Source organism: Pararhizobium sp. LjRoot238 (genome assembly GCF_964252955.1).
Lineage (GTDB): Bacteria > Pseudomonadota > Alphaproteobacteria > Rhizobiales > Rhizobiaceae > Pararhizobium.
On record NZ_CAXUPP020000001.1, the window covers coordinates 1,747,501 to 1,774,223 of the forward strand.

Annotated in this window: 17 protein-coding genes, 1 tRNA gene, 2 rRNA genes and 3 pseudogenes (1 of these 23 running past the window's edge); 9 read left to right on the plus strand and 14 right to left on the minus strand. The window is 57.3% G+C overall.

What is annotated here, in order from left to right; translation table 11 throughout:
- The 3 genes from ACSQ3F_RS08560 to ACSQ3F_RS08570 all read left to right on the plus strand — a co-directional run.
- A 23S ribosomal RNA gene (locus ACSQ3F_RS08560) occupies positions 1-2,506 on the plus strand (it extends 447 nt beyond the left edge of the window).
- A gap of 402 nt (positions 2,507-2,908) precedes the next feature.
- Positions 2,909-3,023 (plus strand): 5S ribosomal RNA (gene rrf / locus ACSQ3F_RS08565).
- 260 nt (positions 3,024-3,283) lie between these two features.
- A tRNA-Met gene (locus ACSQ3F_RS08570) sits at positions 3,284-3,360 on the plus strand.
- 269 nt (positions 3,361-3,629) lie between these two features.
- Here the strand turns inward: ACSQ3F_RS08570 and tnpC are convergent.
- Both tnpC and tnpB (ACSQ3F_RS08580) read right to left on the minus strand, forming a co-directional pair.
- The gene (tnpC, locus tag ACSQ3F_RS08575) at positions 3,630-5,282 is read right to left on the minus strand and encodes an IS66 family transposase (RefSeq protein WP_436099828.1); all 1,653 of its coding nucleotides are present in this window, start codon (positions 5,280-5,282) and stop codon (positions 3,630-3,632) included.
- 64 nt (positions 5,283-5,346) lie between these two features.
- Positions 5,347-5,505 (minus strand): IS66 family insertion sequence element accessory protein TnpB, encoded by a 159-nt coding sequence (tnpB, locus tag ACSQ3F_RS08580; RefSeq protein ID WP_436099829.1) that lies wholly within the window; start codon positions 5,503-5,505, stop codon positions 5,347-5,349.
- Between the two features lie 56 nt (positions 5,506-5,561).
- Between tnpB (ACSQ3F_RS08580) and ACSQ3F_RS08585 the strand changes: the two are divergent.
- From ACSQ3F_RS08585 to ACSQ3F_RS08595, 3 genes and pseudogenes are all read left to right on the plus strand, one after another.
- Positions 5,562-5,795: pseudogene (locus tag ACSQ3F_RS08585) on the plus strand (DUF5372 family protein); the annotation flags it as partial.
- 194 nt (positions 5,796-5,989) lie between these two features.
- Positions 5,990-6,451, plus strand: a complete 462-nt coding sequence (locus tag ACSQ3F_RS08590) for a helix-turn-helix domain-containing protein (RefSeq protein WP_436099830.1) — start codon at positions 5,990-5,992, stop codon at positions 6,449-6,451.
- Between the two features lie 292 nt (positions 6,452-6,743).
- Complete coding sequence (locus tag ACSQ3F_RS08595; RefSeq protein WP_436099831.1) at positions 6,744-8,813, plus strand: recombinase family protein; 2,070 nt, start codon at positions 6,744-6,746, stop codon at positions 8,811-8,813.
- Here ACSQ3F_RS08595 and tnpB (ACSQ3F_RS08600) read toward each other — a convergent pair.
- The 3 genes and pseudogenes from tnpB (ACSQ3F_RS08600) to ACSQ3F_RS08610 form a co-directional block, all read right to left on the minus strand.
- Positions 8,751-9,083: an IS66 family insertion sequence element accessory protein TnpB gene (tnpB, locus tag ACSQ3F_RS08600; RefSeq protein ID WP_436099832.1), complete on the minus strand. Its 333-nt coding sequence runs from the start codon at positions 9,081-9,083 to the stop codon at positions 8,751-8,753. The genes ACSQ3F_RS08595 and tnpB (ACSQ3F_RS08600) overlap by 63 nt on opposite strands.
- 109 nt (positions 9,084-9,192) lie before the next feature.
- Positions 9,193-10,410 (minus strand): IS256 family transposase, encoded by a 1,218-nt coding sequence (locus ACSQ3F_RS08605; protein WP_436099833.1) that lies wholly within the window; start codon positions 10,408-10,410, stop codon positions 9,193-9,195.
- A 206-nt stretch (positions 10,411-10,616) separates the two neighbouring features.
- Positions 10,617-11,461: pseudogene (locus ACSQ3F_RS08610) on the minus strand (IS5 family transposase).
- Positions 11,462-11,541: 80 nt separating this feature from the next.
- Between ACSQ3F_RS08610 and ACSQ3F_RS08615 the strand changes: the two are divergent.
- Positions 11,542-11,775 carry a DUF6429 family protein gene (locus ACSQ3F_RS08615; protein ID WP_436099834.1) on the plus strand — a complete coding sequence of 78 codons (234 nt, stop codon included), beginning with the start codon at positions 11,542-11,544 and terminating at the stop codon, positions 11,773-11,775.
- On the opposite strand, the pseudogene ACSQ3F_RS08620 reads toward ACSQ3F_RS08615, so the two are convergent.
- The 3 genes and pseudogenes from ACSQ3F_RS08620 to ACSQ3F_RS08630 all read right to left on the minus strand — a co-directional run.
- Positions 11,756-11,931, minus strand: a pseudogene (locus ACSQ3F_RS08620) (transposase domain-containing protein); the annotation flags it as partial. The gene ACSQ3F_RS08615 and the pseudogene ACSQ3F_RS08620 overlap by 20 nt on opposite strands.
- 96 nt (positions 11,932-12,027) lie before the next feature.
- Entirely contained in the window at positions 12,028-12,774 is a 747-nt protein-coding gene (locus ACSQ3F_RS08625; protein ID WP_436099835.1) for an SDR family oxidoreductase, read from the minus strand.
- Complete coding sequence (locus ACSQ3F_RS08630) at positions 12,767-13,516, minus strand: SDR family NAD(P)-dependent oxidoreductase (RefSeq protein ID WP_436099836.1); 750 nt, start codon at positions 13,514-13,516, stop codon at positions 12,767-12,769. Before ACSQ3F_RS08630 ends, ACSQ3F_RS08625 begins: the two co-directional genes overlap by 8 nt.
- A gap of 109 nt (positions 13,517-13,625) precedes the next feature.
- Between ACSQ3F_RS08630 and ydiJ the strand changes: the two genes are divergently transcribed.
- Together ydiJ and ACSQ3F_RS08640 are read left to right on the plus strand one after the other, a co-directional pair.
- Positions 13,626-16,685 (plus strand): D-2-hydroxyglutarate dehydrogenase YdiJ, encoded by a 3,060-nt coding sequence (gene ydiJ, locus ACSQ3F_RS08635; protein WP_436099837.1) that lies wholly within the window; start codon positions 13,626-13,628, stop codon positions 16,683-16,685.
- Positions 16,686-16,745: 60 nt separating this feature from the next.
- On the plus strand, positions 16,746-17,477 hold the full coding sequence (locus ACSQ3F_RS08640) for a FadR/GntR family transcriptional regulator (protein ID WP_436099838.1): 732 nt from the start codon (positions 16,746-16,748) through the stop codon (positions 17,475-17,477).
- A gap of 349 nt (positions 17,478-17,826) precedes the next feature.
- Here the strand turns inward: ACSQ3F_RS08640 and ACSQ3F_RS08645 are convergent, their stop codons facing one another.
- From ACSQ3F_RS08645 to ACSQ3F_RS08670, 6 genes are read right to left on the minus strand one after another with little or no spacing between them, the layout of a single operon-like run.
- The gene (locus ACSQ3F_RS08645) at positions 17,827-19,512 is read right to left on the minus strand and encodes a thiamine pyrophosphate-binding protein (RefSeq protein ID WP_436099839.1); all 1,686 of its coding nucleotides are present in this window, start codon (positions 19,510-19,512) and stop codon (positions 17,827-17,829) included.
- A gap of 27 nt (positions 19,513-19,539) precedes the next feature.
- Positions 19,540-20,733, minus strand: coding sequence for an NAD(P)/FAD-dependent oxidoreductase (locus tag ACSQ3F_RS08650; protein ID WP_436099840.1), 1,194 nt, complete (start codon positions 20,731-20,733; stop codon positions 19,540-19,542).
- 8 nt (positions 20,734-20,741) lie between these two features.
- Positions 20,742-21,557: an NAD-dependent epimerase/dehydratase family protein gene (locus ACSQ3F_RS08655; protein WP_436099841.1), complete on the minus strand. Its 816-nt coding sequence runs from the start codon at positions 21,555-21,557 to the stop codon at positions 20,742-20,744.
- A 21-nt stretch (positions 21,558-21,578) separates the two neighbouring features.
- Entirely contained in the window at positions 21,579-22,790 is a 1,212-nt protein-coding gene (locus tag ACSQ3F_RS08660; protein ID WP_436099842.1) for a pyridoxal phosphate-dependent aminotransferase, read from the minus strand.
- 18 nt (positions 22,791-22,808) lie between these two features.
- A complete protein-coding gene (locus ACSQ3F_RS08665) occupies positions 22,809-24,461 on the minus strand; it encodes a hydantoinase B/oxoprolinase family protein (protein ID WP_436099843.1) in 1,653 nt (550 codons plus the stop codon).
- Positions 24,462-24,474: 13 nt separating this feature from the next.
- A complete protein-coding gene (locus tag ACSQ3F_RS08670; RefSeq protein ID WP_436102082.1) occupies positions 24,475-26,556 on the minus strand; it encodes a hydantoinase/oxoprolinase family protein in 2,082 nt (693 codons plus the stop codon).
- Positions 26,557-26,723: the final 167 nt, after the last annotated feature.

Below are 26,723 nucleotides of genomic sequence, written 5' to 3' on the forward strand. Positions count from 1 at the left end.
AAGTAGTGGCGAGCGAACGCGGACCAGGCCAGTGGCAATGAGGAATAAAGTGGAACGGAATGGAAAGTCCGGCCGTAGCGGGTGATAGCCCCGTACATGTAGAACACTCATTGTCCTTGAGTAAGGCGGGACACGTGAAATCCTGTTTGAAATTGGGGGGACCACCCTCCAAGCCTAAGTACTCGTGCATGACCGATAGCGAACAAGTACCGTGAGGGAAAGGTGAAAAGCACCCCGACAAGGGGAGTGAAATAGAACCTGAAACCGGTTGCCTACAAACAGTCGGAGCCATAATTGGTGACGGCGTACCTTTTGTATAATGGGTCAACGACTTAGTGTGACGAGCAAGCTTAAGCCGATAGGTGAAGGCGCAGCGAAAGCGAGTCTGAACAGGGCGTTCAGTTCGTCGCATTAGACCCGAAACCGAGTGATCTAGCCATGAGCAGGTTGAAGGTTGGGTAACACCAACTGGAGGACCGAACCCGCATCTGTTGCAATAGATTGGGATGACTTGTGGCTAGGGGTGAAAGGCCAATCAAACTCGGAAATAGCTGGTTCTCCGCGAAAACTATTTAGGTAGTGCGTCGACCGAATACCCTCGGGGGTAGAGCACTGGATGGGCTATGGGGACTCACCGTCTTACTGATCCTAACCAAACTCCGAATACCGAGGAGTACTAGTCGGCAGACACACGGCGGGTGCTAACGTCCGTCGTGAAGAGGGCAACAACCCTGACCTCCAGCTAAGGTCCCCAAGTCATGGCTAAGTGGGAAAGGATGTGAGGATCCCAAAACAACCAGGATGTTGGCTTAGAAGCAGCCATCATTTAAAGAAAGCGTAACAGCTCACTGGTCTAAATAAGGGTCTTTGCGCCGAAAATGTAACGGGGCTAAAGCCATGCACCGAAGCTGAGGATACGTAGTGATACGTGTGGTAGCGGAGCGTTCCGTAAGCCTGTGAAGAAAGACCCGTGAGGGCTTTTGGAGGTATCGGAAGTGCGAATGTTGACATGAGTAACGATAAAGGGAGTGAGAGACTCCCTCGCCGAAAGACCAAGGGTTCCTGCTTAAAGTTAATCTGAGCAGGGTTAGCCGGCCCCTAAGATGAGGCAGAAATGCGTAGTCGATGGGAACCACGTTAATATTCGTGGGCCTGGTGGTAGTGACGGATTGCACAAGTTGTTCAACCTTATTGGATTGGTTGGGCAGCGGAGCGGTTCCAGGAAATAGCTCCACCGTATAGACCGTACCCGAAACCGACACAGGTGGTCAGGTAGAGTATACCAAGGCGCTTGAGAGAACTATGCTGAAGGAACTCGGCAAATTGCACGCGTAACTTCGGAAGAAGCGTGACCCCACTGCACGCAAGTGTGTTGGGGTGGCACAGACCAGGGGGTAGCGACTGTTTATCAAAAACACAGGGCTCTGCGAAGTTGCAAAACGACGTATAGGGTCTGACGCCTGCCCGGTGCTGGAAGGTTAAGAGGAGAGGTGCAAGCTTTGAATCGAAGCCCCAGTAAACGGCGGCCGTAACTATAACGGTCCTAAGGTAGCGAAATTCCTTGTCGGGTAAGTTCCGACCTGCACGAATGGCGTAACGACTTCCCCGCTGTCTCCAGCATAGACTCAGTGAAATTGAATTCCCCGTGAAGATGCGGGGTTCCTGCGGTCAGACGGAAAGACCCCGTGCACCTTTACTATAGCTTTACACTGGCATTCGTGTCGGCATGTGTAGGATAGGTGGTAGGCTTTGAAGCGGGGACGCCAGTTCTCGTGGAGCCATCCTTGAAATACCACCCTTATCGTCATGGATGTCTAACCGCGGTCCGTTATCCGGATCCGGGACAGTGTATGGTGGGTAGTTTGACTGGGGCGGTCGCCTCCGAAAGAGTAACGGAGGCGCGCGATGGTGGGCTCAGACCGGTCGGAAATCGGTCGTCGAGTGCAATGGCATAAGCCCGCCTGACTGCGAGACTGACAAGTCGAGCAGAGACGAAAGTCGGTCATAGTGATCCGGTGGTCCCGTGTGGAAGGGCCATCGCTCAACGGATAAAAGGTACGCCGGGGATAACAGGCTGATGACCCCCAAGAGTCCATATCGACGGGGTTGTTTGGCACCTCGATGTCGGCTCATCGCATCCTGGGGCTGGAGCAGGTCCCAAGGGTTTGGCTGTTCGCCAATTAAAGCGGTACGTGAGCTGGGTTCAGAACGTCGTGAGACAGTTCGGTCCCTATCTGCCGTGGGTGTAGGAATATTGACAGGATCTGTCCCTAGTACGAGAGGACCGGGATGGACATATCTCTGGTGGACCTGTTGTGGCGCCAGCCGCATAGCAGGGTAGCTATATATGGAATGGATAACCGCTGAAGGCATCTAAGCGGGAAACCAACCTGAAAACGAGTATTCCCTTGAGAACCGTGGAAGACTACCACGTTGATAGGCCGGGTGTGGAAGCGCAGCAATGTGTGAAGCTTACCGGTACTAATCGTTCGATTGGCTTGATTGTTCTCATTGCTACTGCTCATCGAAGCGCCTTAGGCGCTTCAATGATCCCAAGCTGTTTTGTCCTGACGGTCGTGATCTTCAATCACTGCGCTCCGGACGGGCCGCGTCACGAGACGCGACGGCCCTTGGCCTTGCGGAGCTCTGCTCCGGATGTGCCAAAAGCAGCTTAGAAAAGACGTGTTCAAAACAAATGAAGTCTCAGACTTCAACCAGCTTCTCATTTTTGGTTTTACCCGCATCTGCGGTGTGAAACTTGGTTTGCCAGATGGAGCCTCCTTACGGAGGGTGCAGTATGGCCGGCGCAGGTCCCCTTCGAGCGGAAGCGAGAAGGATAGGGCATCTGCGCCAAGCAAAAACCAAGATTTACACCTGCACTGCAGGTGTAAATCTTGCCCTTAGTTGACCTGGTGGTTATTGCGGGGTGGCTGCACCCGTTCCCATTCCGAACACGGCCGTGAAACGCCCCAGCGCCGATGGTACTCCGTCTTAAGACGCGGGAGAGTAGGTCGCTGCCAGGTCTATTAAAGGCAAGAAAACAAACCAAATCATGCGCCAGAAGGCCAAAGCCTTCGGATAAGCTGCATGATCAACAAAAACCATCTTCTCGACACGCCTTCCGGCTCAGCCAAACAACCGGGCCGCCCTCAAGCGGCCTTTTTGCTTCGCTAATATACACGCCGGATAACAGACAAAAGGGCTGCCAACACAGCCCAAGCGCATACCGCCATTCGGCTAAAGCCGAAGGCGGAGATATTTTGCTAAAGCAAAAATCGGATAACGCGGGGTGGAGCAGCCCGGTAGCTCGTCAGGCTCATAACCTGAAGGCCGCAGGTTCAAATCCTGCCCCCGCAACCAACGATAATTGCAAACTCCGCCCACTCTGGGTATTTGCACCGAAGCTCCTCCGCGTAAGCGTCGAGGAGCTTTTTTTGTTTCGCCTCCGTGTCAATCTCGCCGGAAGCAATCCTCGCCATGAGATCATTCTGCGCGGCTGCGATGAACTGCTGCTCCAGCAGGTCCAGAACCGTATGCGGCGTCTCCGCCCCATTGATTTTCCGGTTGCAACGGTCAGGTCTTACGCTTTCGGATGGCTCTATGAGCACGTCGGGGAGTCCCGGACGAGGTCATTGTGAGGCTCTGATCCGTTGCGCATAGGCCCATGGCATGAGGGCGTCGATGTCTTTGGCGAGGTGGCCATTTGCGAGGCTGACGAAGAGATCTCGCAGGTAGGCGTAGGGCTCGACACCATTCATTTTGCAGCTTCCGATCAGGCTGGCAAATCGGGCCCAATTGCGTCCGCCCTCATCATGGCCGGCAAAGAGCGCATTGCGGCGGTTCATGGCCGGGCTGCGGATCGCGTTTTCGACCAGGTTGGAGTCGATGTCGACGCAGCCGTCGTCCAGGAACAGCCGAAAGCCATCCTGGCGTTTCAGCATATAGGCCATGGCCTCACCGAGGTCGGACTTGCGCGAGACGCGCGCGGCTTGAGCGGACAGCCAGGTGAAGAACTCATCCACCAATGGGCAGGACAGGTTCTGGCGGACATCCCGGCGATGTTCGGGATCACAACCGCGGATGCCGTCTTCAATCTTGTAAAGGGCGGCGATGCGCAACAACGCCTCGTCGACGATGGGCGAACCCTTCTTCGGCTTGGCCTTGATCAGTTTTCTGCGGCCATGCGCCCAGCAGAAGGCCAGCTTCAACGGATCGCCGCCCGTGCGGTCCGGCGTAGCGAGGTGCGAGTAGCCACCATAGGCATCCACCTGGATCGTGCCGTTGAAGCCGTCGAGGATTTCTGCGGCATATTCGCCTTTACGCCCAGGCCTGTAATGGAAGACCACGCCCGACGGGGCAGATCCGTTCCAGCCGCGATCATCGCGCAAAACAGCCCAGAGATAGCCAGTTTTTGTCTTGCCGCGTCCCGGATCCAACACCGGGGCCGTGGTCTCGTCGACATAAAGTCTTGAACTGCCCTGTTTCAGGATCATGGCCATGCGGTCTACCACCGGCGCGATCGCAGCACCCGTTCGGCCCATCCAATCGGCCAGGACCGTACGGTCGATCGGCACTCCGTGTCGGGCCATGACTGTCGCCTGACGGTTGAGCGGCATATGTTCGGAATGCTTGGACACGGCGATCTGCGCCAACAGGGCTTCGGTCGGCCAGCTACCTTCCAGCAAATGCGCCGGCGCTCTGGCCTGAACCACGCCCGTGCGGCCCTTGGGACAAGCGTATTTCGGGCGGATCGTGACGATCACCTGATAGCAAGCCGGAATTTGATCGAGCCGTTCCGTCCGATCTTCGCCGATCCGCACCATGTTGCCGCAACCACAGGGGCAAGCAATGCTATCGGGCTCGATCACCCGCTCGACCCGCGGCAGGTGCTCAGGCAGCGAGCGCGTCTTGCGCTGTTTGCGAGGGACGTCCTTCCCGATATCGGGTCCGCTCGCCGCGATCTTTTCCTCGACGAAGGCGATCTGGGCCTGTGTTTCGGCAATCGCCGTCTCAAGGTCTTCCAGCGCCAGTTCCATCTGCGTCGGATCCAGCTTTTCCGATTTCGGCCCGAACTTCGTGCGGCGGTAGTCCTGAACCTGGCTCTCCAGCCTCTCGATCAATTCCTTCAGCTCGGTGATGAAGGCGTCCTTTTCGGCCACCACCGCCTGCTCATGCTGACGTGCTGCACGCTCGACCGACAGCTCAAACTGCACCGCCGCAAAGGCGTTTAATACCTCGACGGGAAGGTCCGGGAACTGGCTGAGATCGATCGGCTGCGACATGCAGCTTTATAGCAAATGAAAGCAGAAAATCCCAATAAAACAATGCTAAAATCAAGCCAGTGAGTCATCCTGCCGCAGTCGGCGCTGCCACTCGCTGCGCCATCACCCGTCGCCAATCGAGCCCTTCGAATAAGGCTTCGTATTGAGCCCGCGAAAGACGCATCGTTCCATCCTGCACCTTGGGCCAGGCAAAGTTTCCCTGCTCAAGAACCTTGTACCTCACAAGAGAATGCAGCCTCTACCAATGCAGATCAGCAGTTAGTACGGGTAACGCATCCGTTTCATCCACTATTTCCGATGCAGTTGCCGTGTGTCGGCAGGCGCTGCAACCCGCATGGGGAGCGTCTTTTGCTGCAGACAGAGGATGCCACCGTTTGGTCCGTTCCCCCGCAATGGACTGACCTTGTGAGCCCAGATCCTGAAGTTGTCATGGGCAACGGACGGTCGCTCTTGCGGGTCGTCGACTTAATGGAATTGGCCGCCCTGGTAGAGCGCCTTTCCGGAACACGATGATGTGCAGGGAATGTAAAGATAAATATGCCGCATCTGTAAAGCTTATTATGCCGCATGGGTCTTATTCTTCTGGAATTAATTCCGCAATTACAAGGGCTACATAATGCTCAACCATGAGGATTGCCTTGACGAGACAGCAAAATACGTCATAATTAACGTTACGATAACGTCGCTTCATGTCCTCGGAGCCATCGATGTCTGCGAAGTACGACAGCAAGCGCACAAAGACGGATGTCCTTATCGAAGAGGGCACGTTCAATCCCGCCCCCGAGAAGGTGCGCGATCCAAAGTTTCGGGGCAGCGAGTTCTTCGATCCGCACGACGCCGTCCAGGTCAAATACGAGATGCTGCGTCGCGTCTCCATCGACAAGGTGTCGGTGACGGAGGCCTCCGACGAGTATGGTGTTTCCAGGCCAACCTACTACCAGGCCAAGGTGAACTTCGACATGGCCGGGATTGCCGGACTGGTGCCGACAAAGCCGGGCCCCCGCGGTCCCCACAAGATCGACGACAAAGTCCTGGCATTTCTGCAGGCGCAGCTCGCCCCAGGAGAACCCGTTCGCGCCCGGGAACTGGCCAAGCTGCTCCGCCAGGAACTCGATATCGAGCTTCATCCCAGATCGATCGAGCGGGTTCTAAAAAAAAGCGGCACGTAAACATTGCCGCGACGGCGGCATGCCCGATCCAACCGTCGACCATCGCGTCCCAGTACGAGGTATTGCGCAAGGCTGCCCTCGGCGCAGCGCTGCCGCTTATGGCCCGTAGCGGCCTGATGCTCTTTCTGCGCCGGGGCATGTGGGCATGGGTTCAGGCGCTGACCGCAACAGCAACCACCCCGCGAGAGCAGAACTACCCAGCGTCAATTGCTTGTCCGCTGCACGGCGGACACCGCGCCGTCGTTCACGTCCTTGCGACAATCGCCATGAGCACCAACGATCGGAGGTCACCATGAATGTACATCTCAAAGTCCAGCCTCATCACCTCGAACGCGGCGCCTACCTGTACATCCGCCAGTCTTCCATGCGGCAAGTCGTTGAGAACGTCGAGAGCGCCAGGCGGCAATATGCGCTTCGGGGACGCGCTGTCGCCCTCGGCTGGCGCGACGAGCAGATTATCGTCATTGACAACGATCAAGGAGAGTCCGGTGCATCGGCGGTCTGGCGCGAAGGGTTTCAGCGGCTGGTCAGCGATGTCGGCATGGGGCATGCCGGGATCGTCATGGGCCTGGAGGTCTCCCGTTTGGCGCGCAACAATGCCGACTGGCAGCGTCTGCTCGAGATCTGCGCCCTTGCCGACACCCTGATCCTCGACGAGGACGGCGTCTACGATCCGGCAAGCTTCAACGACCGGCTTCTGCTCGGTCTCAAGGGAACAATGAGTGAAGCCGAACTGCATGTGATCAAGGCAAGGCTGCGCGGCGGCATCCTCAACAAGGCGCGGCGCGGCGAGTTCCGCTGCCCCCTGCCAACCGGGCTGGTCTATGACCATTCCGGCAATGTGGCGCTTGAGCCGGACATGCAAATCAGAGAGACGATCGTCCATTTCTTCGAGACGTTCTCTCGCGTCGGATCCGCCTCCCAGACCGTCAAGGCCTTTCGCAAGGAAGGCCTTCTGTTCCCATCGCGCCTGCACAACAGCCAGACGGTATTCCGGCCACTGACGCCTTCGACGGCGATGCGTGTGCTGCACAATCCACGTTACGCCGGAGCCTATGCCTATGGCCGCCGCCGCTATCGACGCACCATTGATGGCAAGAGGATTGTGCGTGAACAAGATAATGATGATTGGACGGCATGTATTCCAGATGCCCATCCCGGCTACATCAGTTGGGAGCAGCATCAGGAGAACCTGAGGATTCTGAAGTCGAACATCTGCCACAAATGGAACGCGGGGGTCGCATCACCTCCGCGGGAAGGCCCGGCGCTGCTGCAGGGGCGGGCTGTGTGTGGGCAATGCGGCAGGCATTTTCGCATGCGCTACGCGGCCAGACGCGGCCGGCAGGAAGCCTGGTACGTTTGTGATCGCGCCCGTAGCGATCGCGGTGAACCCTTGTGCCAGGCGATCGCTGCACCTCCCGTCGACGAAGCCATCGGTATGCTGATCGCCGAGCAGATGACGCCGGCAGCCATCGAACTGGCGATTGAAGTCCGCAAAGAGATCGAAGCGCGACATGAAGAGGCGGATCGGCTGCGCTGTCGCGCGATCGAGCGCGCCCAAACGGAAGCCGATCTCGCCCAGCGCCGTTTCATGCTCGTCGATCCCAATAACCGCCTCGTCGCCGACACGCTCGAAGGCGAATGGAACGAGAAGCTCCGCATCTTGGCCAATGCCCGCGAAGAGCGCGAGCGCGCCCGGGAGCACGATCAATTCATCCTCGATAAGGCCGTCCACGAGCGGTTGGTCGCAATGACGGCGGACTTCAAAAAACTCTGGACCAATCCAGAGACCCCAAACCGCGAACGAAAGCGCCTGCTTGCCCACATCATTGAGGACGTCACCCTCCTCAAACTACCGAAGAGAGGCACAACCAAGGCTCATATTCGCTTCAAGGGCGGTAAAACCCAGACGCTCGTCACCATGAGCCCAAAATCTCCCAGCCAGCAGATCAAGACGAACCCCGACATCATCGAACTGATCGATAACCTCCTCGACAATCATATTTTTTCCGAGATAGCAGAGATGCTCAACGATCAGGGATATCGTCCGGGCTCGGTGACGCGCCGTGACCAGCGTAATGCACGCTTCACAACCAAACGCGTCACCTATCTCGTTCGCGAATACAAGCTGAGATCACGCTATGACCGGCTCCGGGATCGTGGGATGTTGACAAAAAAGGAGGCGGCTGCACACCTCAATATCCATGAACACACTCTCGCCAGATGGGCTGAACACGGCCTCGTCACCAGCCATGCCTACAACGGGCACTACTACCTGTACGAGCTTCCGAAGACAGATTTACCGCAAAAGCAATGCAGTCGATGGAACCAGCTCGTCGATCGCGTCGCCGCGCGTAAGTAAAATGCCAGCCAAGCCAAAACCTTCAACTGAATGCGAAAGAGAGATGCAGTATGAATGCAGATCGTTGTAGAACAGGCAGAACCCCTGGCCATCCCACCATAAAAGCTTGATCCGATCCGCGCGCTTGCCGCGGAAGCCGAAGATAGCGCCGGACCCTGGTGCCTCCTTTATAACCGTCTCGGCCAGCGCCGAGAGACCATCAATCCCACGCCGCATATCGGTCACCCCGCAGGCCAGATAGACCCGCACATTCCCCGAAGGCCCGATCATGCCGCCTCCACACAGGCGATCAACGACGCGACGCGAGCAGATCGTGTCCCGGGAGGTGGTGTAAGTCGCGGCTGAAGGCCGTGCTTTCCGACATAGAGCCGGAGGGATATCAGCGGGCCACAGCGGGCAGACTGATTTGCGGATCATCGCTCATTTGCGCCATGGTCTCAAGTGTCAGGTACCGGGCGCGTTGGACGGCCCATTCGTCATTCTGTTCGAGCAGCAGTGCGCCGACGAGACGGACGATGGCTTCGTCGTTCGGAAAGATGCCGACGACCTCGGTGCGTCGCTTGATTTCGCCGTTGAGACGCTCGATTGGATTCGTCGAATGCAGCTTTGCCCGGTGCTCTTTCGGGAAGGTCATGTAGGCGAGCACATCCTCTTCAGCGTTGTCCATGATGGTGGCGAGCTTTGGAACTTTCGGTCTGATCTGATCGGCGACGCTGCGCCATTGAGCGCTGGCTGCCTCCGAGGTCTCCTGGGCAAAGGCCGTTGCGATGAAGGCGGAGACGACCCGCCGGCCGCTCTTGCCGGCATGCGCGAGCACGTTTCTCATGAAGTGGACCCGGCATCTTTGCCAGGTGGCGCTGAGAACCTTGGTGACAGCCGCCTTGAGGCCTTCATGCGCATCGGAGACGACAAGCTTGACACCGCGCAATCCTCGGCGGGTCAGCCGGCGCAGGAACTCCGTCCAGATCGGCTCGGCTTCGGACGTGCCGACTTCCATACCAAGTACCTCACGCCGGCCGTCGCTGTTGACGCCGACGGCGATGATGACGGCAACGGAAACGATGCGCCCGCCGCGGCGGACCTTCAGATAGGTGGCATCGATCCAGATGTATGGCCAGTCACCTTCAATCGGCCTGTCGAGGAACGCCTTCACCTTGACGTCGATCTCCTCGCATAACCGCGACACCTGGCTCTTGGAGATACCGCTCATGCCCATGGCCTTGACCAGATCATCAACCGAGCGCGTCGAGATGCCTTGAATGTAGGCTTCCTGAATGACGGCCGTCAGAGCCTTCTCTGCCATTCGACGCGGCTCGAGAAAGCTTGGGAAATAGCTACCCTTGCGCAACTTAGGAATGCGCAGTTCGACGGTTCCGGCGCGCGTCTCCCAATCGCGGTCACGGTAGCCGTTGCGCTGGGCGAGCCGCATCGGGCTCTTCTCACCGAAACCAGCACCGGTCGCGCCGCCAACCTCCAGCTCCATCAACCGCTCGGCCGCAAAGCCCCCTCGGACTTGATCCGGGGGCATCTCGCGCAACAAATCCGCGTCGGCGCTCTTCTCAACAAGCGAACGCACGTTCATCATGTCATTGGTCATCGGTGATCTTTCCATCAGGTTGGTCTTGAACAACCCGAGCCTAAATGGAAAACACTGATGGCCGCCTAAACCTCAGGACCTACACCACCTGATGGGACACGATCAGCCCATTGGTGGCAAGCAATCCCACAGCATTACTGCAAAGGCAGGATGCCACTCCGCGGCCCTTACCGGATGGTTACCTTAGAGTCGGTCCGGAAAGTTATTCATTTTGAACAGAGCCTTCGCAGCATGAGGCGGATAGACGCCAGCTTGAGGAAGGCGAGCGCGTTGCGCGACAGATTTTCGAAATCCTTGGCCAGCCTGCGGCATCGACCCAGCCATGCGAACGTCCGTTCGACCACCCAGCGCCTCGGCAGAACCTCAAAACCCTTGGCGGTGTCGGAGCGCTTGACGATCGCGGTCGCAAGTCCTGGCATTGCCTTCTTTTGTCCCTTGGCGAAGACAGGCCCCTGATAGCCACCATCGGCGAACAGTTTCTTCAAGAACGGATAGCGCCCGAACAGCGTCTTCAGAACCAGCACGCCACCGTCGCGGTCCTGGATGTCGGCCGGATGAACCAGCGCATGCAGCAGAAGGCCTACCGTATCGACAAGGATATGGCGTTTCTTGCCTTTGATCTTTTTCCCCGCATCATACCCGCCCGGGTCAATGCAGCGCCCCCTTTTTCAGCGCCTTTGACGCTCTGGCTGTCCATGATTGCCGCCGTCGGACTGGCCTCGCGGCCCATCGCCTCACGGCATTTCACGTAGAGTTCCTCATGAATGCGGCCGAGCGTGCCGTCCCAGTTCCACAGGTCGAAATAGCTGAACAGCGTGCTCTTCGGCGGCAGGTCCTTCGGCACTGCCCGCCATTGGCAACCCGTGCTGAGAACATAAAGCAGGCCGTTGAGAACCTCCCGGACATCGACCTCACGCCTGCGACCGCCGTGCTTGGCAGGCGGAATCAAGGGTTCAGCCAGCGCCCATTCCGCATCCGTCAAATCGCTCGGATAGCGCAGACAATCTCGATTGTATTTCCCTCGGTTAGCCTTCGTCCACATCGCGTCCATGCCCTCATCGAATCAATTCAACTGCATGGAATCACAAACGATTCATATCATTCAACTTCTTTATGGACCGACACTTACGCGTGGAGATCGATGACGAGAAGATCGACGATGCTGTTCTTGCATTACTATGGCTGACGCTGGATGACGAGCGTCGAGCCTGGAAAGGGTTTGACTGGGGCGTGATGGACCGTTTGCATCAGAAGGGCCTGATTGCAAATCCCGCAAACAAGTCGAAGTCTGTCGTTCTGAGCGACGAAGGTTTGCGACGGTCGGAAGAATTGTTCCGCGCTCTGTTTACGCGGACGACGCGATGATCGCTGTTTCCGGTTTCCAATGCCACGGCAACAGCTCTGCGCGTTGTGTAATCGGCATGTCGGCGATGCGAGCGAGAACATCGCCAACCAGGCCTGGGGATCGATGTCATTGAGCTTTGCCGTCATGATCAGCGTTGCCATGAAGGCGGCTCGATCAGCGCATGGCGAAACATATTGGCTTCTGTTCCGTGGTATTGTGCGGCCGGAAGACAAGCTGGACAAGAACACCTTGCTGAGCTGGAGCAAGGTGGCTTACTGCTCGAACTTGACCATCGAGCCACCGCCTGTGGCCTGATCTGTTGGGAAAACCTCTACGCGGGCGACGTCGACAAACGTCGGAAGGGCAATCATCTGCGAGATGATAAGCGCGACATGTTCGGGTTGGATCGGCCGATAGCCATCATAAAGAGCCTTTTGTGCCTGCTCGGCGCCGAGCGCGGTCCTGTAGAGATCGGTCTGTACGCGACCCGGTACAACCTCGCTTACGCGAACCGAAGTTCCCAACAGATCGCAGCGAAGATTATCACAAAAGAGGCTCAAGCCCGCTTTGGAAGGGCCATAGGCGCCCATCGATGGATAGGCGGCTTGCCCTCCACTTGAGCCCAGATAGATCAGATGTCCGCGTTTTCGTTCTACCATCCCAGGCAACAGGGCACGTGTCAGGTGCATGGGAGCTTTCAAATTGACATCGATCATTGCGTCAATTTCCTCCGGATCGATTTCGTGAAAGCTTGCCCTGGTCGAAAGGATACCGGCATTGTTGACGAGGATATCAATCTCAAGGCCTGACAACCGCTCGGCAATGTACTGTGTATCGCGAACATCAGCCTCAATGGTCTGCGCGCCGCACTCTTCATCAATGGCCGCCAACGACGTTGCATTGCGGCCGACGGCAAAAACGGTGAGGCCCATTTGGCGCAGTTTGAAGACTGTCGCGCGACCGATTCCGCTGGTGGCGCCGGTGACAACAGCCGTCTTGTAGGGCATCGCATCAGACATAGATGTAGCCTCCACTGATGACCACATTCTCGCCAGTCGCATAGGTGTTGCGGCTGCTTGCCATCATGAGGATCCATTCCGCCATTTCTTTGGGCTCAGCGGCTCTGCCAAGCGCACTTGCCTTGGCGAGTTCTGGCAGGAAGCCAAGCTCCTTCGCCCGGTCGGTGGCAAAGCCCGCGGGCGCGACGGAGTTGACGAGGATCTGATCCTTGGCGCACTCCTGGGCAAAAGATTTGGTGAGGCTGACCACTGCCGCTTTCGTCGCTGCATAGTGTGCATTCTGAGGATGCGCCTTGAAGGCGTCCACGGAGGTAATGTTGACGATCCGTCCGGTCACCTCAGGCGCATTGACGAAGTTTCGCATATGGAGAACTGCAGCCACCATCATGTGGTATGTGCCTTTTATATTCACCGCATTTTCAAGGTCCCATTCCGCGTCTGTGATCTCGAGGATTGCCTTGCGCGGATAGATTGCGGCACTGTTGACCAGCGCATGAACGCGACCGAGCTGATTGACCACATGCTCGAAAGCCGCATGTGCACTTTCCCTGACAGAGATGTCGGCGCTTGCGACAGCAACCTCGGCACCCATCGATTGAAGCACCGCCGAGGCATCTGACAGAAGCCTTTCGTTCTTGTCGATCAGACCAATCTTGGCGCTTCCGCGCTCGACCATGATCTTTGCTGTTGTGAGGCCGAGGCCGGATGCCCCGCCTACGATAACGACAGTTTGCCCCTTCATTGTTCGCCCCTTTGCTGATTGTGTTTCGTTCATTTATTGGTATGTTATCACTTATATGCAAAGTAGCAAGCCGACATATGTTCGGAACGTCGTCTTTGCGGAGAGATAGATGATCCCGTATCTGGCCCCGGACAGCAACTCGCCACGCTTGGCCACGATCTTCTTTGTACGGCTACAGGAGAGCGGTTACCGCGGCGACATCGAAGATTCTGCCGCCACGACCACCGTTTTTTCCACGGACAATTCTATTTATCAGCTCCGCCCCCAGGGCGTGCTGTTTCCTCGCAGCAGTGCGGATATTGTTCTTATAGCCAAGCTGGTTTCCGACATTGTCTTCCGGGAGCTTACAATCGCCGTCCGCGGAGGCGGCACGGGAACGAATGGTCAATCGCTAACGGATGGTATTGTCGTGGATACCTCACGCCATATGAACCGGATCCTGTCCATTGATCCTGTCAACCGCAGGGCCGTCGTGGAAGCCGGCGTGGTCAAAGATCAGTTGAACAAGGCGCTTGAACCCCTCGGACTGTTTTTTGCTCCGGAACTGTCCACCTCCAACCGCGCAACGATCGGGGGGATGATCAATACGGACGCCTGCGGGCAAGGGTCTTGCATTTATGGCAAGACCAGCAGTCACGTTCGGTCGCTGAAGGCCGTCTTCATGGACGGGACCGAATGGTGGTTGGCTCCCCTTGATCGGGCGGCGTTGCTGGAGGTTCAGAAGCGACCTGACCGGGTCGGCGAGGTCTACCGTCTTGCGGACCGCATAGAGCGGGAAAATAGGGTGACCATTGAAGCAACTTTTCCAAAATTGAACCGGTTCCTGACGGGATACGACCTAGCCCATCTGCGTACACAAGATGGTGGGTTGAATCTCAATTCTGTCCTCTGCGGTGCTGAGGGCACCTTAGCAATGATCGCCGAGGCTGAGCTGGACCTGTTACCACTTCCCGCCTGCGCTGCGCTCATCAACGTCCGGTATGACAGCTTCGACGCTGCGTTGAGAGATGCCCGCACTCTGGTCGATTTGAACGTCGCGTCGATTGAAACCATCGATTCGAAAGTCCTGACATTGGCTAAGGGTGATATCATCTGGCCTCGGATCGCGGAGTTCTTTCCTGATGATCGATCCGGATCGCTTGGAGGGATCAACATTGTCGAGGTGCTTGCCAATGGCGAGGACGATCTCGCCGCAAAATTGCACCTGGTCACTGCCGGCCTGAATGATTTGGCTGTCGGCCGACGCGGTTACGTGGTTGCCAAGCGAAAGGCCGATATCGAAGCCATTTGGACCATGCGCAAACGTGCGGTCGGGTTGCTCGGCAATGTAGAGGGATCGCGGCGGCCGATTGCCTTCGTTGAAGATACGGCTGTCCCTCCCGAACATCTCGCAGACTACATAGTGGAGTTTCGCGCGCTGCTGGATGCGGAAGGGCTCGAATACGGGATGTTCGGGCACGTCGATGCTGGTGTTCTGCACGTCCGGCCAGCCGTGGATCTGTCAGAGGCGCATCAGGAACCGCTGGTTCGGAAGATTAGCGATGCCGTTGTGGAGCTGACACGGAAATACGGCGGAGTGTTGTGGGGAGAACATGGAAAAGGCTTCCGTTCGGAATACGTCCCGGAATTCTTTGGACCGCTTTATCCTTGCCTTCAGCAACTGAAGGCGGCCTTCGACCCAAATAACCAACTCAATCCTGGTAAGATTGCGGTGCCCGATGCCGGCTCGTTGACCCGGATCGACGGGGTTGCTCTTCGAGGTGCGTTCGACCGTCAGATTGATATAGGCACCAGACAGGCGTTCGATAATGCAGCTAATTGTAATGGCAATGGCGCATGTTTTGATTTCAATGCCGATTCTGCGATGTGTCCTTCCTTCAAGGGAACGGGAGACCGGCGGTTCTCTCCGAAAGGACGCGCTTCGTTGGTAAGGGAATGGTTGCGGCTCTTGGCGCAGCAGGGCGTCGATTTACGAGCGGAAACCAATGCAGTCCGCCAGAGAACGTTTCTTTCCGGGTTCGTCCACCGTATACACAACAGTCTGGGCAAAGCGAATGCCGGTGACTTCTCGCATCAGGTTCGTGAAGCCATGGACACGTGCCTGGCTTGTAAAGCCTGCGCCGGCCAGTGCCCGGTTAAGGTCAATGTTCCTGGGTTCCGGTCGAAATTTCTGGAGCTTTATTACGGTCGTTATCTCAGGCCCATCAAGGATCCTCTCGTTGCATCGATCGAGCAATTACTTCCGGTGCTTTCCAAGGCTGCCGTCGGCTACAATGCCGTGGTGGGAAGCGCTGCAGGGCAAGGCATATTGAAGCGCCTAGGCCTGACGGCACTGCCGAGTCTTTCAAATGTGTCGCTGAAGGCAGAGCTCGTTAAACGCGGCATTGCCATTGCGTCAGTCGATACCCTCGGCGAACTCTCTCAAATGGACAAGGACCGCAGCGTGGTGATCGTACAGGATGCGTTCACTTCCTACTTTGAAGCGCCGCTTCTCCTTGACATTATCGACTTCCTCCAATGGCTCGGGTTCAAGCCTTTTGTGGCACCTCTGAAGCCGAATGGGAAAGCGTTGCATGTTCACGGCTACTTAGGGGCCTTCGCTCGGACGGCAAAGCGCAACGCCCGTCATCTGTCCGAGTTTGCGGCTACTGGCGTTCCCATGATGGGTCTCGATCCATCCATGACCCTTTCCTATCGGAGCGAATACATAGGAGCGCTTGGCGCCGGAAACGTGCCGGAGATATTGCTTCCGCAGGAATGGCTGGCACGCCACATCAACACCTTGCGCGAAAGACGGTGGCACGTGTCAGCTCTGACCTATGTGCTGTTGCCCCACTGCACGGAACGAACAAATGCACCAACGGCTGTCGATTCCTGGGTGCCGATCTTCAAGGCCCTGAACCTTGAAATTACCGTCTCGGATGTCGGATGCTGCGGCATGGCCGGTACGTTCGGACACGAGGTCAGAAATCGCGGATTGTCGGAACGGATCTATGATCTCAGTTGGCGAGCGAGATTGGGCCACAGGGAGACAGGCAGCGTTTTCATGGCGACGGGATATTCCTGTCGATCCCAGGTAAAGTTGGCAGAAGGTTTGTCGCTGAAGCATCCGTTGCAAATATTGAAAACACTGGTCTCCGGTGATAGCTCGATGCTTGCTCAAAAGTAGCATGATATGTGATAAGTTAATGATGAAGCTTACAGCTCAAATGAAAGAATGGATTCAAAAGTGGCATTGATAACCCAGAGGGGCAATCTTGCGGAGATCGTGGCGGCCGAACTCTCCGCACGCATTGAATCAGGACTGTATGGGCCAGGGGATAAGCTTCCGTCGAGCACCCAGCTTTGCGAGGAGTTTGGGGTAAGCCGGACAGTCATTCGCGAAGCGGTTGCGTCACTGCGTGTCGCCGGTCGTGTCATCGCGCGACAAGGGGCTGGCGTGTTTGTCTCCGACAAGGACACCAAAACTCTCAACTTTGAGTTTAACCGGATCGACGATATTCGCTCGGCGATGCAGATACTCGAGTTGCGATTGGGTGTCGAACTGCAATCGGTGGGGCTCGCTGCGGCGCGGCGAACACCCGAAGCTCTGGCGGAAATTGCGCGGGCCTATGACTATCTCGAAAATCTTACTACGGATGATGCTGAGGTCGAAGCGCGCGCAGATTTTGATTTCCATCTGGCCATTGCAAAAGCGACGCGAAATCCTCATTTCCCGCAGTTTCTTGAGGCGGTCACGGGGGAGATCAGCTTCGATCTTGTGCTCAAACACCGCCAATCTTCAGGCGCCTACCAAACCTATCTCAAGAAGATCAACAAGGAGCACGCGGCCATTCTAGCGGCAATAACCCAGGGAGATGTGAAAGGTGCAAAGAATGCACTGGCGCAACATCTCGAAGAAAGCCTTGTTCGGTATCGGGCCATGCTTGAAGAACCGTTGCCCGCTGAGATCGTCGATTGAAGGGCGCGCCGACGACACTCCCGGCAGCTTCGGCGCCCATTTTCCGCCGATTCCTCGAATTATATATCGACGCCTTTTGCGACCCTACCGCAGATTCCAAGGCCAATCGTATCGCTTGGGTCGGATTGAGATAAACCGTTATTTAACCGGTTTTCGCGCCATAAAACCGTCGATGATTGGTAGCGGCGCGTGCGCATCGCCTCGATGGCGGTCGCAATGATGCGGCCGCCCTACTGCATAATTCCTTAAATCGGAATCGATTTGAGGATAAAATTATGCAGCAGATCAAAGTGTTACAGCGTCCTTTGCGCGTCATGTTTGACGCGCGGCGCTGTAAGCGGATGAAGACTTATCTGACCTTTGCCAACCCCTGTTCACGGATCTGGCTGAGGCTCATTTTTGGTGTCAATGCCTCTGGGTCAATGCGAATTTCTATCAGCGCCGGCTTTCCGGATCGTTCGGCCCGCTCAAATGCTGATGCGAACTGGGCAGTGTTTTCGACAATTTCACCATGAAGGCCGTAGGCCCGTGCGAGAGCCGCAAAATCTGGATTGGTGAGTTCCGTCCCGGACACCCGGCCTGGATAAGTCCGCTCCTGGTGCATGCGGATCGTGCCATACATGCCGTTGTTGATCACCAGAAAGATGACACGCGCGTCATATTGCATAGCGGTCGCCAGTTCCTGGCCGTTCATCAGAAAGCAGCCATCGCCGGCGAAGGCAACGACTGTGCGCTTGCGGTCGGTAAGCTTCGCGGCGACCGCTGCCGGCACGCCATAACCCATGGAGCCGTTGGTTGGGCCGAGCTGAGTGCGGAACATGCGGTATTGATAGAAGCGATGCGCCCAAGCGGAGTAATTTCCGGCGCCGGTTGTCAGGATAGCGTCTGGGCCGAGGTGCCCCCGCAGCCACGTCATGATGTCGCCCATCTGAACCGCGCCCGGCGTCTGGGGATGGATCAGATTTTCGCTGTAGTCAGAATTTGCCTGCTTGGTCCAAGCGGCCCATCTTGGATTTGCGATGGGGGCAAGCCCTTTCACTTGACCTGCAAAGGCAGTGACGCTGGCGTTGATCGGCAGCGTCGCGTGATAAACGCGGCCGAGTTCCTCGGCGCCCGCGTGGACATGCACGAGTGTCTGCTTCGGTACGGGGATGTCGATGAGGCTGTAACCACCCGTCGTCATTTCCCCGAGCCGTGCTCCAACGACAATCAACAGATCCGAATTCTGGATGTGCTGGATGAGCTTTGGTCCTGCTGCGAGGCCGAGATCGCCTGCATAGTTCGAATGGGTATTGTCGAAGAGATCCTGGCAGCGGAAGGAGGCGGCGACCGGAAGCGACATGGCTTCGCTAAAAGCGCGAATATCGTCCACTGCTTGCGACGACCATGTGCCTCCGCCCAGAATCATCATCGGTCGCTCGGCGTGCTCGAGGCGATCCCTCAGTTCCACAAGGTGCTCTTCGCCGGCGTGCATCTCCACCTTCTTGTAGGCCGGAACGTCGGGCACATCGACCTGATCGGTCAACATGTCTTCCGGCAGCGCCACCACCACCGGTCCCGGACGGCCATTGACGGCGCGATGGAAAGCCTGGCTGATCAGTTCGGGTATGCGGGACGCCTCGTCGATCTGGACGACCCACTTGGCCATCTGGCCAAACATGCGACGGTAGTCGACTTCCTGGAAGGCTTCACGCTCGACCTGGTCACGTGCGACCTGACCGATGAACAGGATCATCGGTGTCGAATCCTGGAACGCCGTATGTACGCCAACGGATGCGTTCGTCGCACCGGGGCCACGCGTCACGAAGCAGATACCGGGCTTGCCCGTCATCTTTCCATAGGCTTCCGCCATATAGGCCGCACCGCCCTCTTGACGACACACGATTAGCTCGATGTCATCCTTCGCATCATGCAGCGCGTCGAGAGCGGCGAGATAGCTTTCGCCCGGAACGCAGAATGCGCGTTCGACACCGTGGATACGCAATGCGTCAATCAGTACCTGGCCGCCGTTACGGCCGTTGGAACCGTGTGTCATGTGTCCGCCCCCAATTTCGTTGCAGTTTCAAATGACCGAGTCTTCGAGGAACGGTCTGTTTGCGATGACGCGCTCATACCCAAACGGCGTGAGGTCCAACGTGCGGAAGCCGCCATAGGTGACGAGCTCGCTGAGCGCTCGGCCCATTGCCGGGGATTGCTGGAGGCCATGGCCGCTGAAGCCATTGGCGAACAGGAAGTTGCCGACTTCAGGATGCGGGCCGAGAACGACATTGTGATCGAGAGTGCAGAAATCGTAGTGGCCGGCCCAAGCGTTGGCCACCTTGAGAGCTTCGAAGGCTGGCACGCGCTCGGCCAGCACGGGCCAGATCTCTTCTTCGAATTCGTCATGCATGATGTCAAAATCATCGGGATCCACTGCCGGGTCATTCTTCGGGTAGGTTCCCATGAGATAAAACTGGCCTTCGGGCCGAAAGAAAACGCCGCTGGGATCGATCGTCAAAGGGACGATACCTTCGAGTGGGGTTTGGCAGGAGACGACGAACAGGCTGCGCCGGCGCGGCTCCACCGGGACATCGAGACCTGCCATCCGGGCGACGCGCGCGCCCCGAGTACCGGCGGCATTGATGAAGGTGCCACAGGAAATAGTCTGTCCGGCTTTGGTGGTAACGGAAACGATCCGGTCGTTTTCCCGATCGAGGCCAATGACTTCGTCCTCGATATACTCGGCACCGAGCGAACGGGCCTTCTTGCGGAACCCCTGCATCAGGCCGGTGTTGTCGAACCAGCCTTCCCCTCTTTCACCGTAGCTCCCAAGTGTCAGGCCGTTGGTGTTCAGCCAAGGAAAACGATGCTTCAGTTCGTCAGGCTCGACGAGCGAGATCTCTGCACCACAGGAGGTCTGGGTGATGTGGTTCCGCTTTAAAACCTCGCGCCCTGCTGCATCTCCAGCAAGGAAAAGATATCCGTTCTCCTTGAAACCCAGTTCGACCTTCTCGCCTTCGACGCTGACATACTTCTCGAAGTCACGGATGAAATCCGAACCGAACTGAGAAATCTTGACATTTATGGCGTTGGAGAACTGATGCCGGATCGAGCTGGAGGACAGCGCGGTTGCCGAACGAGCATAACTCCAGTCCCGTTCGATAACCAGAATCGACCCTTTAAAGTCCGGGTTTGCTGCGAGAAAATATGCGGCTGCGCTGCCGATGACAGCGCCACCGACGATGACGACATCATATGCGGTTTTCGAGGCTGGCATAACGGAACCTATTTGTCCTGTTGATCTTCAAAATGGCCGGCAGCGGCAAAGCTCCCGCCCTGATAGCGCACTGCCGGATCGTTCGGGTCGCCCTGTGTCGTCGCCGCGACAACCTTGTCGCGATAGACATCGGCGCTATCCTGCGGTTTGTAACCAAGGACGGCGGCTGTTCGATTGTCCCAAAACGCTTCGCTGTTGTTGGACATGCCATAGGCAACCATGAAGCCGACACGGGGCGCCGAGAGGCTTTTCTCGACGAGCTGTCGGCAATCGCGGTACGACAGCCACGTGATCAGATGACGCCGGTCCGTCGGCTCAGGAAAGCTCGAACCGATACGCAGGCTGACGGTCTCGATGCCGAATTTGTCGAAATAGTATCGCGCAAGATTTTCCGCGAAGGTCTTGGATACGCCGTACAGACTGTCCGGCCGCGTCGGAACGTTGCCATCGATCGTCTGCGTGCGTTCGTAAAAGCCGATCGCATGGACCGAACTGGCGTAGACGATGCGCTTGACGCCGTGCTGCCGTGCAGCCTCATAAATATTGTAGCTCCCCACAATATTGGCGTTCAGGATGGTTTCCCACGAACCCTCAAGCGCTTGTCCGCCCATATGAATGATTGCATCGCAGCCTTTCACTGCAACTGAGACTGCATCGAAGTCTGCAAGATCGGCAGGCGCGTCTTCCTCATGTGCGGCGAGGTTCTCGCAGGCTTCGCGAGCCGACAGGCGAACGATCTTGCCGAGCCTTGTGCCCGATTTGCGCAACTCCGTGCCGAGTGCCCCGGCTGCGCCAGTGAGCAAAGTACGTTGGTAATCAGTCATGGCATTTCCCCGAAGCTCAAATTAGCGGAGTGCGGCGAGAGCTGTTCCAATACGCTCGATTGCGATGGACAGGTTCTCGCGCGAGGTTGCGAAGGACAGGCGGATATACGGCTCTATCCCGAAGGCAGCACCCGGAACCGTCGCAACCTTGCCTTCCGAAAGAAGGTAGGCGGCTAGGTCGGTGTCGTTTGAGATGCGCGTGCCGCTCGCCGTGCTGCGGCCGATATAGGGTTCGCATTTCGGGAAGAGATAGAATGCACCTTCCGGCGCCCGGACTTCAAGGCCGGGTATCGCCGAGAACCCGCGTGCCACCAACTCGCCACGCGCCTTGTACTCCAGGACGGCAGTCGACACGAACTCCTGCGGGCCATTGAGCGCTGCTGCCGCGGCGATCTGGGAGATCGACGAGGGACACGTCGTGCTTTGCGACTGCATCTTGTTCAGCACTTTCGTCAGGCTCTTAGGCCCTGCGGCATAACCGAGCCGCCATCCCGTCATCGCATAGGCTTTCGAAACGCCATTGATGATCAGCGTGCGATCCCGCAACTGCGGGCAGGCGATTGCAAAGGATGTAAATGGCACATTGCCGCAAACGATATGCTCGTAGATTTCATCCGACATGACGGAAACCTGTGGATGGCGATCCAGCACGGCACCGAGCGCTGCGAGTTCAGCTTGCGTATAAATCGCGCCAGTCGGATTGGACGGCGAATTGAACAGGAACCAGCGCGTTTTTTCGGTGATTGCCTGTTCGAGACGTTCGGGCGTGAGCTTGAAATCGTTTTCCACGCCGCAAGCGACGATCTTCGGTGTGCCACCATGCAGGATGACAATATCGGTGTAAGACACCCAATAAGGTGCCGGGACAAGGACCTCGTCGCCCGGTTCGAGGGTCCCGAGAAAGGCGTTGAACAGGATTTGCTTAGCGCCATTGCCGATGGAAATTTCGTCCATCGCGTAATCGAGCCCGTTCTCGCGCTTGAATTTCGCAACGATGGCAGAGCGAAGCTCCTCCATTCCATCCGGGCTCGTGTAACGGGTTTTACCGGTGCGCATGGCGGTAATCGCAGCCTCGACGATGAAGTCGGGCGTGTCGAAATCAGGTTCGCCGAGAGAGAGATCAACGACATGCTCCCCCTTTGCCCGCATTGACTTCGCCGCCATGGAAACTGCCATAGAAGGCGACGACTTGATGCTGCGAGCACGGTTGCTCTCGAAATTCATGATATTCATGGTGCTGCCTCCTACTTCTTACTGCTGTCGGCCGTAGTCGGCCGCAGCCTGACTTTCGGAGATGTATCCGTGACGGATATCGTCATTGACAGACCCTCCTGGACGCTTCGACGGATCGCCATAGCCACCGCCACCTGGAAGCTGCAGTATGAGTTTCTTTCCTTCCGGAACGAACTGCAGGCCCTTTCCGCGCAACGTTGTGCCATCGTCGAGCGAGACGGAACCGGCGGCTCCATCATGGCCACCTTCGCGGCCGCGGGCTGGATGTCCGAGCCGATCGAACATGGCTGAAAAGCGAAACATGTAACCTTCGGCCGCAGCGATTTCGATTGTCTGCCCAAGGCCACCTCGTTGCTCGCCCGCGCCGCCCGAGCCTTCCCGTAGTTCCTTGCGCCAGACGATGACTGGGCCAACATTTTCCGTTGCTTCAATCGGCATGGTATGAACACCACTCGGGAATGCGGTTGCGCTGAGCCCATCAAGTGCCGGCCGAGCGCCGGTTCCGCCGGAGTTGAACATGAGAATTTCGGCGCCCTTGCCGCCAATCTGATCGCTGACCGGACGCACGCTCATGTGAAGGTTCCAGAGCGCGCTTGCGCCTTCCGCCGGCACCTTGCCGGGCAGTGCTTGATGAAGCGCGCCGAGAACGAGATCCGGCACGAAATGACCGAGAACATGACGCACGGCGACCGGGGCTGGGCGCTTCGCGTTGAGAATGCAGCCTTCGGGCGCAACCACGTCGAACGGAGCGAGCGAGGCGGCATTGTTCGGGATCTCGGCTGCAACGATGCATTTGATGCCGTAGCACGCATACGCCTTTGCATAGACCAGTGGCACGTTAATCCCGAACTTGCTCATTCCAGATGTGCCATCGAAGTCCACCAGAACGCCCTCGGGGCCAATGGTGAGCTTGGCCGCCAGGGTGACGGGTTCATCATAGCCGTCAAGGTCGAGGCTATAGAACCAACTCCCATGTGGCAGGTTGCGAAGGCGTTCCAGCGTCGCGTCGCGGCTATGCTTAAGGATGAAGGTGCCGATCATATCGAGGTCATCGAGATTGAATTCCGTCAACATATCGATCAGACGGCGGTGCCCGGTCTCGTTGCATGCGGCCAGCGCGTAGAAGTCGCCGACAACCTTGTCGCTTTCACGCACATTGTTGCGCACGATGTTGAGCAGCGTGCGGTCCACCTGGCCGCGCTCGAAGAACTTCATGATCGGAATGAACAGGCCTTCCTCATAGACTTCCCGCGCATCGGGACCAAAACCGCGGCCGCCGATATCGACGACATGGGCAGTCGAGGCGAAGTAGCCGACGAGCTTGCCGTGATGGAAGGAAGGCGTGACGATGGTAATATCATGAAGGTGCCCGGTTCCCTTCCAGGGATCGTTGGTGATGTAGACATCACCTTCAAAAACGCTTTCCGGCCCGATATCGTTGATGAAATGAGCAACGGATTCAGCCATCGCGTTGACGTGGCCCGGCGTGCCGGTCACCGCCTGCGCCAGCATTCGCCCTTGCAGGTCGAAAATGCCTGCCGAAAGGTCGCCAGCCTCGCGCACGCTGGTTGAAAAAGCCGTGCGAATAAGGGTTTGGGCCTGCTCCTCGACGACGGAGATCAGGCGGTTCCACATAACCTGCATGTGGATGTCGATCAGGGGTTCGCTCATTGTCGTGGCCCTTTCAACGGCGGGTGATGAGAAGGCAACCATCAGTCTGGACGGTCGCTGCAAAGGACGAAGTAAGAACGGTGGAAGTCTCGCGCTCGACAATCACCGCGGGCCCATTGACGATGTCGCCGGGTGACAATCCTTCGCGCTCATGGATACCTGCATCCAGAAATGATCTGCTGCCCGCATCGAAAAGGCGTCGGCGTGTTCGGGGCTCCATTGTGCGCCGTCCTTCAACCTCGGCGACGCGCGCGACATCCGGGAGTGGCGAGCTGGCTTTCACCGACCAACTGACGATTTCGATTTCGAGACCGTCGATCGCCCGGCCAAAGAACCGCTCGTATTCTGCGAGAAACAGATCACGGATATGCCCGGCACTGGTCTCATCGAAACCGTTGAATGGAAGTGCGACGGGAATATCCCACCCTTGTCCGGCGTATCGCATAAAGACGATCCGATCGATGATCGGGCTACCCGCATCAAGGCCCCCGGAGACGAAGCTCAAAGCCTCATCCTGCATCGCGATCATGAGCCGATTTGCGCCGGCCGTATCGAAATTTGAGAGGTTGAACACCGCGCTACGTACGGATTCGTACCCGAATGGTGCCCGGAGAAAGCCTATCGCGGAGCCGACGCCTGCACCAGGCGGAACCAGGAAGGTGGAGATTCCCATCTTTTCGCAGAGACGCGCGGCATGAAGCGGGCCGGCGCCACCGAAGGTTATCATCGTAAAGTCTGATATGTTCTTCCCGTTTTCGACCGTGTGGACACGGCCTGCATTGGCCATGTTTTCATCGACCATCTCGCACGTCCCATAGGCGGCGCCATCGGCATCCAGTTTAAGGTTTGCTCCGATCTCGCGCTCCATGGCGTTACGCGCGGCTGCGATCGAAAGCGGGATCGCACCCCCGGCAAAATTGTCCGGATCAAGCTTGCCCAGAATAAGGTCTGCGTCGGTTACGGTCGGATTTCTCCCACCGCGTTGATAACAAGCAGGACCGGGTTCGGACGCTGCGCTGTGCGGACCAACCCGGATCTGCCGCATCGCATCGATGCCGGCAATTGAACCGCCACCAGCTCCGATCTCGACCATTTCGACGACCGGAATGGAGATAGGCATGCCGCTTCCCTTTCGGAAGCGATAAGTACGAGCCACCTCGAACGTCTTTGCGGTCTTGGGAACCTGGTTCTCGATCAGGCAGATCTTTGCAGTGGTTCCGCCCATGTCGAACGAGAGCACAGTGTCGAGACCGTAACGCCGCGCGATGTCGGCCGCGAAGATCGCGCCGCCAGCGGGGCCGGATTCGACCAGCCGAACCGGAAATTCCGATGCACTCTCGACTGAAACAATGCCACCGCCTGAATGGATCATGTAGACCGGGCAGCCGACTCCAATCTCCTTTAGCGAGATCACAAGCCGGTCGAGATAAGATTTGATTGCCGGCTTCACATAGGCGTTTGCACAGACCGTGTTGAAGCGCTCGAATTCGCGCATCTGTGGCGACACTTCAGATGAAATCGAAACGGAAAGATGGGGCAGACGGGACAGCAGTGCCTCGCGTACCTGCACTTCGTGTGCGCCATTGACATAGGCATGAATGAAACCGATCGCCACGCTCTCGTAGTCGCCTGCTGCAATTGTGTCGATCAGCGGGGCGAGTGAGCTCGTGTCCAACGGCAGCAGCGTCTTGCCGGAGGCGTCAATCCGCTCCCGGACGGTGAAGCGATCCACGCGCCCGATGAGCGCTGGTGGAAGCACGATGTTGAGGTCGTACTGCTCGAACCGGTTTTCGGTCCGCATCTCCAGGACATCACGAAATCCTTCCGTCGTGACGAACGCAGTCTTTGCGCCACGGCGCTCGATAAGGGCGTTCGTCGCGAGCGTGGTGCCGTGGATCAGAATATCGATGTCAGAGAGTTTGATGCCTGCCATCTCGGCTACGGACTTTACGCCCGTGAGGATGGCCCGCTCTGGCGCGGTATAGTCCGTAAGCACCTTGGTAGAATGGAGTGCTCCATCGAGATCAAGTGCAATGTCTGTAAACGTTCCACCGATGTCGACGCCGACGCGGCAGTTCCGAGGTGCGCTCGCCACCATTTCGTTCCCCACTTTTTGTTCCGCTGCATTTTGTATCCGTTTTTCCTGCGTTTCCCAGCGATTGCCGCGGCCCTGCGCAAGAGAGGGAGAAATATTTCCGCTTGACGTATATTACATATATCACTTAACATATAAGTGTCAACATGAGGGTGCTCGTTTCATTG

Bases quoted from the DNA above. Each gene is read 5' to 3' on its own strand.
- ACSQ3F_RS08625 (WP_436099835.1), bottom strand. From the start codon at position 12,774: ATGTCTGATGCGATGCCCTACAAGACGGCTGTTGTCACCGGCGCCACC.
- tnpB (WP_436099832.1), bottom strand. From the start codon at position 9,083: ATGATCGGGCCTTCGGGGAATGTGCGGGTCTATCTGGCCTGCGGGGTG.
- ACSQ3F_RS08605 (WP_436099833.1), bottom strand. From the start codon at position 10,410: ATGACCAATGACATGATGAACGTGCGTTCGCTTGTTGAGAAGAGCGCC.
- ACSQ3F_RS08630 (WP_436099836.1), bottom strand. From the start codon at position 13,516: ATGAAGGGGCAAACTGTCGTTATCGTAGGCGGGGCATCCGGCCTCGGC.
- ACSQ3F_RS08650 (WP_436099840.1), bottom strand. From the start codon at position 20,733: ATGCCAGCCTCGAAAACCGCATATGATGTCGTCATCGTCGGTGGCGCT.
- tnpC (WP_436099828.1), bottom strand. From the start codon at position 5,282: ATGTCGCAGCCGATCGATCTCAGCCAGTTCCCGGACCTTCCCGTCGAG.
- ACSQ3F_RS08645 (WP_436099839.1), bottom strand. From the start codon at position 19,512: ATGACACACGGTTCCAACGGCCGTAACGGCGGCCAGGTACTGATTGAC.
- ACSQ3F_RS08665 (WP_436099843.1), bottom strand. From the start codon at position 24,461: ATGAGCGAACCCCTGATCGACATCCACATGCAGGTTATGTGGAACCGC.
- ACSQ3F_RS08590 (WP_436099830.1), top strand. From the start codon at position 5,990: ATGTCTGCGAAGTACGACAGCAAGCGCACAAAGACGGATGTCCTTATC.
- ACSQ3F_RS08655 (WP_436099841.1), bottom strand. From the start codon at position 21,557: ATGACTGATTACCAACGTACTTTGCTCACTGGCGCAGCCGGGGCACTC.
- ydiJ (WP_436099837.1), top strand. From the start codon at position 13,626: ATGATCCCGTATCTGGCCCCGGACAGCAACTCGCCACGCTTGGCCACG.
- ACSQ3F_RS08595 (WP_436099831.1), top strand. From the start codon at position 6,744: ATGAATGTACATCTCAAAGTCCAGCCTCATCACCTCGAACGCGGCGCC.
- ACSQ3F_RS08660 (WP_436099842.1), bottom strand. From the start codon at position 22,790: ATGAATATCATGAATTTCGAGAGCAACCGTGCTCGCAGCATCAAGTCG.